Source organism: Alteromonas sp. 1_MG-2023 (assembly GCF_030547075.1).
Taxonomy (GTDB): domain Bacteria; phylum Pseudomonadota; class Gammaproteobacteria; order Enterobacterales; family Alteromonadaceae; genus Alteromonas.
The window spans coordinates 131,614-141,058 of record NZ_JAUOQH010000013.1; the positions used below are offsets into that span (position 1 = coordinate 131,614).

10 protein-coding genes are annotated in these 9,445 nt (G+C 43.4%); 3 read left to right on the plus strand and 7 right to left on the minus strand.

The features are described 5' to 3' along the window. Positions 1–95 precede the first annotated feature (95 nt). The 3 genes from Q4561_RS14515 to Q4561_RS14525 all read right to left on the minus strand — a co-directional run bounded on the left by Q4561_RS14515 (position 96) and on the right by Q4561_RS14525 (position 3,631). Positions 96–1,247, minus strand: coding sequence for a Na/Pi symporter (locus Q4561_RS14515; RefSeq protein ID WP_303461481.1), 1,152 nt, complete (start codon positions 1,245–1,247; stop codon positions 96–98). A gap of 218 nt (positions 1,248–1,465) precedes the next feature. Continuing rightward, positions 1,466–2,518, minus strand: coding sequence for an aldo/keto reductase (locus Q4561_RS14520; protein ID WP_303461483.1), 1,053 nt, complete (start codon positions 2,516–2,518; stop codon positions 1,466–1,468). Between the two features lie 18 nt (positions 2,519–2,536). Continuing rightward, positions 2,537–3,631, minus strand: coding sequence for a chemotaxis protein (locus Q4561_RS14525; protein ID WP_303461485.1), 1,095 nt, complete (start codon positions 3,629–3,631; stop codon positions 2,537–2,539). Positions 3,632–3,974: 343 nt separating this feature from the next. Between Q4561_RS14525 and Q4561_RS14530 the strand changes: the two genes are divergently transcribed. After that, entirely contained in the window at positions 3,975–4,241 is a 267-nt protein-coding gene (locus Q4561_RS14530; protein WP_303461487.1) for a hypothetical protein, read from the plus strand. Here Q4561_RS14530 and Q4561_RS14535 read toward each other — a convergent pair. The 4 genes from Q4561_RS14535 to Q4561_RS14550 form a co-directional block, all read right to left on the minus strand. Then, a complete protein-coding gene (locus Q4561_RS14535) occupies positions 4,206–4,790 on the minus strand; it encodes an ankyrin repeat domain-containing protein (protein ID WP_303461489.1) in 585 nt (194 codons plus the stop codon). The genes Q4561_RS14530 and Q4561_RS14535 overlap by 36 nt on opposite strands. A 162-nt stretch (positions 4,791–4,952) precedes the next feature. Further along, positions 4,953–6,515, minus strand: coding sequence for a catalase (locus Q4561_RS14540; protein ID WP_303461509.1), 1,563 nt, complete (start codon positions 6,513–6,515; stop codon positions 4,953–4,955). 48 nt (positions 6,516–6,563) lie between these two features. Further along, the gene (locus Q4561_RS14545; RefSeq protein ID WP_303461491.1) at positions 6,564–6,716 is read right to left on the minus strand and encodes a hypothetical protein; all 153 of its coding nucleotides are present in this window, start codon (positions 6,714–6,716) and stop codon (positions 6,564–6,566) included. 391 nt (positions 6,717–7,107) lie between these two features. After that, positions 7,108–8,505 (minus strand): alkaline phosphatase PhoX, encoded by a 1,398-nt coding sequence (locus tag Q4561_RS14550; protein ID WP_303461493.1) that lies wholly within the window; start codon positions 8,503–8,505, stop codon positions 7,108–7,110. 423 nt (positions 8,506–8,928) lie between these two features. Between Q4561_RS14550 and Q4561_RS14555 the strand changes: the two genes are divergently transcribed. Together Q4561_RS14555 and Q4561_RS14560 are read left to right on the plus strand one after the other, a co-directional pair. After that, positions 8,929–9,051: a hypothetical protein gene (locus Q4561_RS14555; protein WP_303461495.1), complete on the plus strand. Its 123-nt coding sequence runs from the start codon at positions 8,929–8,931 to the stop codon at positions 9,049–9,051. A 20-nt stretch (positions 9,052–9,071) separates the two neighbouring features. Beyond that, the gene (locus Q4561_RS14560) at positions 9,072–9,290 is read left to right on the plus strand and encodes a hypothetical protein (protein WP_303461497.1); all 219 of its coding nucleotides are present in this window, start codon (positions 9,072–9,074) and stop codon (positions 9,288–9,290) included. The last annotated feature ends 155 nt before the right edge of the window (positions 9,291–9,445 follow it).

Consider the following 9,445-nt stretch of genomic DNA (forward strand, 5'->3'; position numbering starts at 1 on the left):
AGTTTCCCGGGTAATTGGGTGAACCCCACTACCCGGGCTTTTTAATGTCGAATGCGCTTTAGTTTGATAGGCTTTTCGGGAAAAAGGCTAACTATCTAAACCGATATAAATATGATGCCTAGCGGCATACAGAAAAATAACCCACCGATATAAGCGACACCGTAAAACTTTTTCTCGGCCACAATTACCGATAGTTTGTAAGACAAATCTAACGGTATGTTGCGTAACATAGGCGTACCGTAAATTAACGCTACGCTAAAAACGTTATACAGCAAATGCACAATGGCAATTTGTAATGCAACACCTGCATTCACACCCACCACACCCAGCGCCGCAATTAACGCGGTAATGCAGGTGCCAACATTTGCGCCAAGGGTAAACGGATAAATATCTTTTGCTTTTAATATTCCGCTGCCCACCAATGGCACCACCAGCGAAGTGGTGGTAGAAGAAGACTGCACTAACACTGTCATTAGCGCGCCTGATGAAATTCCCGAAATAGGCCCCTTTCCGATACTTTTATGCAAAATATCTTTTGCCTTACCCACCATGAGAGATTTCATAATTTTCCCCATGTAGGTAATTGAAGTAACAATAAGCCCAATACCAAGGATGATTTTAGCGATACCGGGGTAGACAGAAGGTAAACCGCTTACCATGCCTGTTACGATATTAAGCGCAGGTTGGGTGATTGCCTTAATTGGATTAAACCCATCAATCCCCATTGTGCCCCCCGCATTTAGCATAGATACAACAAACGCACTGGTGTGTTCTAAAATGCCAAACGCCATTTCAAGAGGCAGGAATATAAACACTGACATCACGTTAAAAAAGTCGTGAATAGTGGCGGCGTTAAATGCCCGTTGGAATTCATCCTTTCTGGCGACATGCCCAAGGCTAACTAACGTATTGGTGATGCTGGTACCAATATTCGCTCCCATCATCATAGGCACGGCAATGGTAATGGGTAAGCCACCCGCTACCATGCCGACAATAATAGAGGTGACCGTACTTGAAGATTGAATGAGCGCGGTAGCCACCATGCCAATAATCAACCCCATGATGGGGTTACTAGCAAACGTGAATAGTGTTTTAGCTTGATCGCCTGCGGCAAGTTTGAAGCCGCTTCCTATCATGCTGACGGCCAACAACATTAAATACACTAGGCCAATAAGCAGTAGCCAACGGCGCCAGTTACCATGCTGGGTTTCGGTTTCACAAACAAGAGGCGAATCTGATAGAGACATAGGAAATGACAGTCAATAAATAACAGTGAATTCATACTATGACGAAGTTGTGACAGATAAATGACCAACGTCGACAGTATAAAATCACCGCAATTTATAACCTTACTGCAATTCTTGGGTAAGACAGGCTGTGTTTAGGGCTGGCACCAAGTCGTTATGACTTGGCCCGTAATATTAGAAACTTTCGCTCTAACGTTTACACCTTTTGTTACCAGTATCTAATAACCTAGCGGATGGCAGCGAACCACCTCACCTATTTGCTTCAATGTGCTTTCATCAAGGTTAAGTGAAAACGCAGATAAGTTTTCAGCCAACTGATTAGTGGTAGTAGCGCCAATAATGGTAGAAGTCACACCTGGCACTTGTTTACACCATGCTAAAGCCAATTGCGACGGGGTAATCTTTGCTCGCTTGGCAATTTCAACATAACGAGCGGTGGCTTCACGAGCGGGCTCTTTGTCTCTGAATAATCCTTGGCGCTGAACCAGTGTCCATCTAGAACCTTTGGGTCTATCTCCGTTCATGTACTTACCACTTAGCATACCTGTAGCAAGCGGCGACCAAGGTAGGTAGGCAATGTTCTCAAGCGCGCACATTTCGATAAGATACGGCCAGTCTTTCAAATGCAGTAAGCTAAACTCGTTTTGAATGGAAACCGGTTGAGGAATATTCATCTCTTTGCACAAGGTCAAAAAGGTGTGGATACCCCAAGGTGTGTCATCAGATAATCCCCAATGGCGAATTTTGCCAGAGTCTAAAGCCTTTTTAATACCGGTTAAAATATCTCGCATACCATCAATTTCTTGCTGTTTATTGATTTTGGTAGGGTTAGTGCGATCAGGCCAATGCTTGCCAAAGTGCGGAGTAACGCGATTAGGCCAATGCAACTGATAGACATCAACGTAATCGGTATTTAAGCGACTCAACGAATCGTTCAACGCAGATTCAACAGCGCTTGCCGTAATAGGCCCGCCTTCTCTGATGTAGCTTAATCCGCTTCCTGCAACTTTTGTCATGATAACAAGAGAGTCTCGGGCCGCTTGGTTTCTTGATAACCAGTTCCCTAAAATACGCTCTGTGTCGCCATAAGTTTTGTCGTTAGGCGGTACAGGGTACATTTCGGCGGTATCGATAAAATTTACACCATGACTAATTGCCATTGCTAACTGCTCATCCGCGTCTTGTTGAGTATTTTGAATACCCCAAGTCATGGTTCCAAGGCAAATATCCGATACCGATAAGTCGCTACCGCCTAATTTGTTAAATTGCATATCTAGTTTCACCTACCTTCAACGTGTCTTTGATTTTCTCTGCTGTTGAGCTAGTTCTGCTTCCACAACAGCGAGTCGTTCTTCAATTGCTTGACGAGACTCTACCATTTCATTGGCAAGTTCAGCCAACGATTTGAACTCAGCAAAACCGAGTTTCCTCGGATCCATTCGCTGATATTGGCGCTTACACCGGTAGAAAAACATCACAAAATTAGAAAAAGCACGATGAAATGTGGCAAAGCTCTTCACCAACAACAGAATTAATAACACCGAGGTCAGCACAGCAATACTAATACTGTACACTTTCACCTTGTGTTCTTGATGTTGAATAACAGGCTGCAACGCTTGGTCGATATGTGTCAATTGCTGCTCAACGTAATGTGCCTGCTGACGAAAACGGCCCATCAAACCTTCATTATGTGAAAGACCTAAGTCTTGTTGTGCAATAGTGAGTGAAGTTAACACCTCGCGATAAAATCCGAGGCGCATTTCAACCTGCTCATATTCAACCCCGCTATGGCCTGCAGCCTTATAGTCTTCGGTTAAACGTTCTATGTTTTGCAGCGCATTTGAGGCATAAGAGTTATTATTAGTTAACTGGAAGTCTCGAATGGCTAGTCTTATTTCATCTAATTGAACTAAGGCGTTTGAGCCTTCGGCAAAGTATGCTTGATTCAACAGCCTGCTTTCAATTTCAACCATTTGCCCAAGTAATCCAGAGGTCGGCGTAAGACCCAACTTTGTTTGTAACCCAACCAGTTGTTGAAATAATTGATGATACTTTTCCAATCCTTCTTCCAAGCTTCCTACCTGCGACATTGGTATTTCGTAATCGCTGATTAGTGGCGAAAGCTGGTCTAAGCGTGCACTAAAACTCTCTGAGCGCTCAACAAATAATTGAAAGTATTCTTGCTCATGGCGCATGAGGAAATCTTTTTCATGACGCCGCATTTGCAGTAAATCTTGCCCCATTCGAAGCAATAAATCCCGCTGCTGATTTAATTCAATCAGCCGCTGCGTGAAATAGTGTTGGCTGACAACCAGCATTCCCATTCCGATAACGCAGACCAGTGTCATTAACACTAGCCTAGATTTTATAGAGTCAAACTTCATTATTAATAACGCTCCTGAAAAAATGTCTCATAAGATGCCTCCCGCGAGAGAGCTGTACAAGAAACTACGCAAGAAAACTGCGCCTACCGAGATCATGTATTTTGAAGATAGTCTAAAACCCGCTATATAGCCTGAATCTTAAAATCCGTTTTGCACTTATTGGCACTAAGTAACCATCACTGAATTCAACGGCTCGCACATATAGGGTGAAACCCCTATGTTCGAACAAAAAACAAACGGACATTATAAGGGCGCACCTTGCTGCAAAAGGATACCTGAAGAAGATGACAGTCTTTATTACGGTTTATATCCACACTAACGCAGCTTAATATTGGAGAGAATAATGAAAAAGTTTGCCCTATCGACCTTAGCTGCGGCCATGCTCGCAAGCCCAGCGGCACACACTCTTGCTGACGCATACATTGGCGATCAGCTTACAGAAGCACTTTCAGTATTGGATGCAACTGACACCTTAACTACTGTCGTGGGCGTACTACAAAAAAAGGGGCATAAGCCCCATCTGATTTATTCGTATTGCCTGTTGATTGGCTTATTTATTTTCCAACATATTCCATTATTCATTTACCTGCTCTTCCAACTTAGCGTTTGACTCATTCAGCGATTTGGCCAAATTGTAATTGCCTTGCGACAATGCAATATCCGCTACTGAGTTACCTGCTAAATCTTTATGCTGTGGGTTAGCGCCTTTCTCAATTAGCTCACTCACTAAAGACTGCCTGTCGAACAAACTGGCAAACATTAAAGCAGTTTGCCCCTGAGAGTTGGTTTCATCAATATTGCACTCGGCAAACATGAGTTTTCTTGCCACACTCAAATGCCCTTTGAAGATAGCGCCCATTAATGCAGTATTACCTTTATTATCTTCTTGGCATGCATTAATACTGTCTTTGCCAAGTAAATATGAAACCGCATCATTATGACCATGGTAAGCCGCTAAAATAAGGGCGGTATAACCTTTCTCATCAGCTACGTTCCCATCAAGACCCGCCTGATAAAAGGCTTGAAGCAATTCAACATTTCCCTCGCGGGCAGCGTCGAAATAGCGTGCTTTAAGGTCATCAACACTAGTTTGTGCATGACATAGGCTCACACTCAGCAGTAAAGTAAAAACCAGTAGTGTGCGTTTAACGATGTGCATTGTGGGGCTCCTATTGTTGACGTTGGTAATGATAGATATGAGTAGTTGATATGATAAAAGGCTACTAGGTAAATCGGGTTGTTCAAACGAAGTCTTTGATAATTTTTGATAACTAAAACTGCCCTACCTAAATCGGTAGGGCGAGTTCGTAGTTAGTGTTACTTATTGCATAAGAGCAGTTAAGCTTTCCGCTACTTTCTTAGCTTTTGCAGCGCGGGCTGCTTGCTCGTCCATTAAGGCTTTTGCTTCTGCACGTACTTGCGAGATAGAAACCTTGGCTAGCTTAGCGACGCCAGTACCATATTCTTTATCAGCGTTGTACATGAAAGCACTGATGATAACGCGAATCTCTTCTTCAGGTACCGATGCCAATGCACCACCCATGTTGTTGATTAAGTTCTTACGGCCTTGTTTATCAAGGTTGCGGTAAAACTCACCCGCTTGTTTGAAGTTCTGTTCCTTGTAGAAAGGAATTTGCTGTGTCATACCTGCAAGCGGTTTGCTTGAGTAACGGTATGCTGGATCTTCATTCAAGTCTAAGCGACGGCTAGGCTGGTAGTTAACATCACGGTTAGATGATGTAGTACGAAGCTGACCATGTTGCTCGTGGTTGTTAATCTCAACATTTTTAGGCGCATTAATTGGAATACGGTAAGCGTTAACACCTAAACGGTAGCGCTGGGTATCAGCATACGAGAACAAACGACCTTGTAGCATTCTGTCTTCTGACGGCTCGATACCAGGAATTAAGTTGCTTGGTGCAAATGCAGCTTGCTCAGTTTCTTCAAAGAAGTTGTCAGGTACACGGTTTAGCACCATACGACCAATTTTACGTGAAGACACTAATTTCTCAGGCCAGATCTTAGTCGTATCTAACGGGTTGAAATCAAAGTCGTCCAACTGCTCAGGCTCAAGTTCTTGTAAATACAAATCCCATGAAGCGGTTTCGCCTTTCTCACCAATGCGAGTGTAAACGTCAGTGGTGTGTGGCTGGAAATCCATACCTTGTTGTTTCATTGCTTCTTCAGCAGTGAAGTTTTTAATAGGTTGGTTCGCTTTCCACGTGAATTTTACGTATTTAACGTTGCCTTCATCGTCAACAAATTTGAAAGCGTGAACACCTGAACCATCCATATTTAGGTAGCTTGCAGGCGTACCATAGTCAGAGAACAACATGGTTAATGTGTGTGTAGATTCTGGAACATGCGAGAAGAAGTCGAATACACGCTTTGCATCTTGCTTGTTCGTTACCGGAGATGGTTTAAATGCGTGAACCATATCTGGGAATTTAATTGCATCACGGATAAAGAACACAGGGAAATTGTTACCAACTAAATCCCAGTTTCCTTGCTCGGTGTAAAACTTCACAGCGAAACCACGGGGGTCGCGAAGCGTTTCAGGCGAAAGGTGACCGTGTACTACCGATGAAAAACGTGCAAACACTTCCGTTTTCTTGCCTTTACCTTGGAAAGGTGCAGCTACGGTATCATCAGATAAATCTTCGTAGTTTTCATAGTAACCATGAATACCAACACCACGGGCGTGAACTACACGCTCTGGAATACGCTCACGGTCAAATGCCGCTAGCTTTTCAATTAGGTGAGAGTCTTGTAAAAGCACAGGACCCCATGGGCCAGCAGTTTGAGAGTTTTGATTGTCTCCAACTGGTGCGCCGTTTTGACGAGTAAGGGTATCTGCTTGAGCACTTAAGCCCATGCTTAACATACCTACGGTTACACAACTTATAATACTACGGGTAAACGATCGTTTCATTTATGCTGCTCCTGAAATACGAGTTTTAGTGGTCGGGTTTTTCTGAGCGACACAAATTTGGTCGCCATAATAGTTATTCGCATAGTTGCAAACCGATTGCGCTGGTTTAGCAACGAATTTGTGCGGTGTAAGTTTTCTTAGAATTGTGCTCACAACTGCTCTCCTTGTTAGATGCGAGGATTATTACCGTTCTACGGAAACTATTAAAATGACATAAACTGATTAAGTTAATTGAATTTATAGATGTGACTAAAGAATAGAAAAATGATTGAGATTTTAGATTGCTAAAACTGGGGGGTGATTAGCCTCTAATTTGATAAGCAGATTAGAGTAATGGGGCTTAGACTTATGGTTCGGTAGATTAGTAATGATTAAAGTTGTTTGCCTGTAATAACATTTTATTAAGGCGAGCATACGAGCTTATTAACTAGAAAGCGGCAATGCTCTTTATCGACTTCTCTTTACTCGGTTCACAATGAAGTGAACAATCGAGCAAAGAGAAATGAAAACACATAGCCGATGAATTAATCAATTAGAATGCTGGTTAGAGCGCCATCCAAGGGCCTGTAATAGCCAATGTCTTACTAGGAGAATACATATTCACGAATAACACGCTGCCATCGTTCGTGAAGCAAGCGCCGGCAAGCTCAGTTTGCGCGTGAAGCTTAGCAACGTTATAAATATCACCCTCTGGCGTTACACCTCGTAGGTGGTTATCTACTAAATCGGTGTACTGATCTTCACATACAATTAAATGGCCATTAGGGCTAACTGTTAGATTATCGCCAAAGTTAAATAAGCTAGCATCATCACTTTCAACGAATAATTGCAACCTGCCACCTAAAGCCTCAGGCTTTGAAGCAGAATCGGCTTTAGCGCCTTGTAGTTGAGAGCTTTGTGATTGAGAGCTTTGTGGCTGATAACGCATTATCTGACCTAATTGCTTAGCTCCGCCGTTGGTACAACAAAAATAAAGCTCATTGTTACCCCAATGCAGACCTTCACCACGAGCAAACAGTGTTGCCCCTGCTTGGTAACCTTGAACGCGCAAGTCATCGTTAGGGCTTTCTGGCGTATGTAAATCAACCCAATCTACATTTAACCATTCCCCAAGATTCATACGCGCTTTATCCCAATTACGAGAATCGAACTGAGGCACATCTTGTATACGCAAAGCCTGCAACTTACCGCCTTTATCTAGTTGCCCTTTAACATTAGGAATAAAGCGGTAAAACAAGCTATCGCCTCTGTCTTCCGTTAAGTAAACAATACCGGTTTCTGGATCTACGCAGGCCGCTTCATGGTTAAATCGCCCCATTTCTTTAAGCGGTTTAGCTGCAACTAACTTATCGGCATCAGCAGGTACTTCAAAGATATAACCGTGCTCTTTAGCAATAACACCGTTAGGCTTATCAACGGATTCCTCGCAAGTTAACCACGTACCCCAAGGCGTAATGCCACCAGCACAATTACGAATAGTACCGACTAAGCTAACAAACTCTTTTTCAACAACCTTGGTATCAAGATTATAAACCAGCGTTGTGGTGCCACCTGGTAGCGCAACACCGTTTTCAAATTTATCGTAAGCTAAATCAGTAGTATGAGCTTGAATAGATTCCGGCTGAATAGATAAGTGAGCGGCCTGTAATTCATGATTACGTATTAAGGCAACCTTATTATTACCTAGCGCGAAGCACCCCATACCATCAGCACGATCGGGAACATGCAACCCATCACTCATGGCGTCACCCAGTTCAGAAATAACCTGGTAACTAAAACCCTGAGGTAAATCGAGAAGTTTCTTAGGATCAGGCACCAGTGGCCCATAACCTTTGGTTGTTGGTGTTAACACACCCGCACTCGCCTTACCCAGCGCACTTGATGCCAACCCAGCAAATGCCAAGGTACCCGCCCCTTTAAAAAACTGCCTTCTATTAATCATTATTATTTCTCTTTTGTACTGATACTTACGCACTTGATTAACGTGTACCCAATTAAACCAAATACTGTCTACATCTATCATCACACACTATTGTTACACTATAACATTTATAAGCTATTCACTATGCCAAATACCTTTGTTTTTATGTAAGCCACCGCCCCTGCTAAATCGAAACAGTTAAACCAAAGCACTTGCAGCGGTCTATGTAATTTAAAGTAAAGCACAGCAAAGTTAGCCTTTGCTAGCAAATAAAAACTAAGCAGTAGACTTAGTAATAAGAGATGGGTTCAGAATGTTATGGACAAAGTGAGCCAACCTTCTGAGTTCACATTAGGTTTCGTATCAAGCTTTCCATTGTTGAGTAAGGTTTACTGCGTCTAGGTAACTATCCAGAAAATGAATGCCGTGGCAGAGGCACCATGGATGGATTCTCTCCGAACCTTTTACTTTTCCGACAAACAGTCTGGTCGGTTGAAAGAGGCGGTAGTAGAAGCTCACGTGGGCTTCTACTGCCGACTATTATTAATATTCAACGGTGAGCCTTAATCGTCTGTTAAGGAAGGGCTTTGTGCGCCTCGGAAACTCTCTACAGCATGGATGCTGTAGCCAAGGCCCCATGGATGGGGTTACGCGGTTCCTTCTACTCTATCAATAAACAGTCTGGTTTGGTGACAGAGGCGGTAGTGGAAGCCCATGTGAAACCCTCAGCAGCATGGATGCTGCTGCGGAGGCTCCATGGATGGATTCACGCTGCACTACCTCATGGTACACGTCAGCGTTTATAAGAGAGGAAGACGCCCCCATCAGAAACCTTCCACAGCATGGATGCTGTGGCAGAGGCCCCATGGACGGGTTTACGCCGTGTTTTTGATGGGGGCGACTCCCTCTCAAAACATAAACGCAAGACACAAAAAAGGCGCTCTAATGAGCGCCTTTCTTT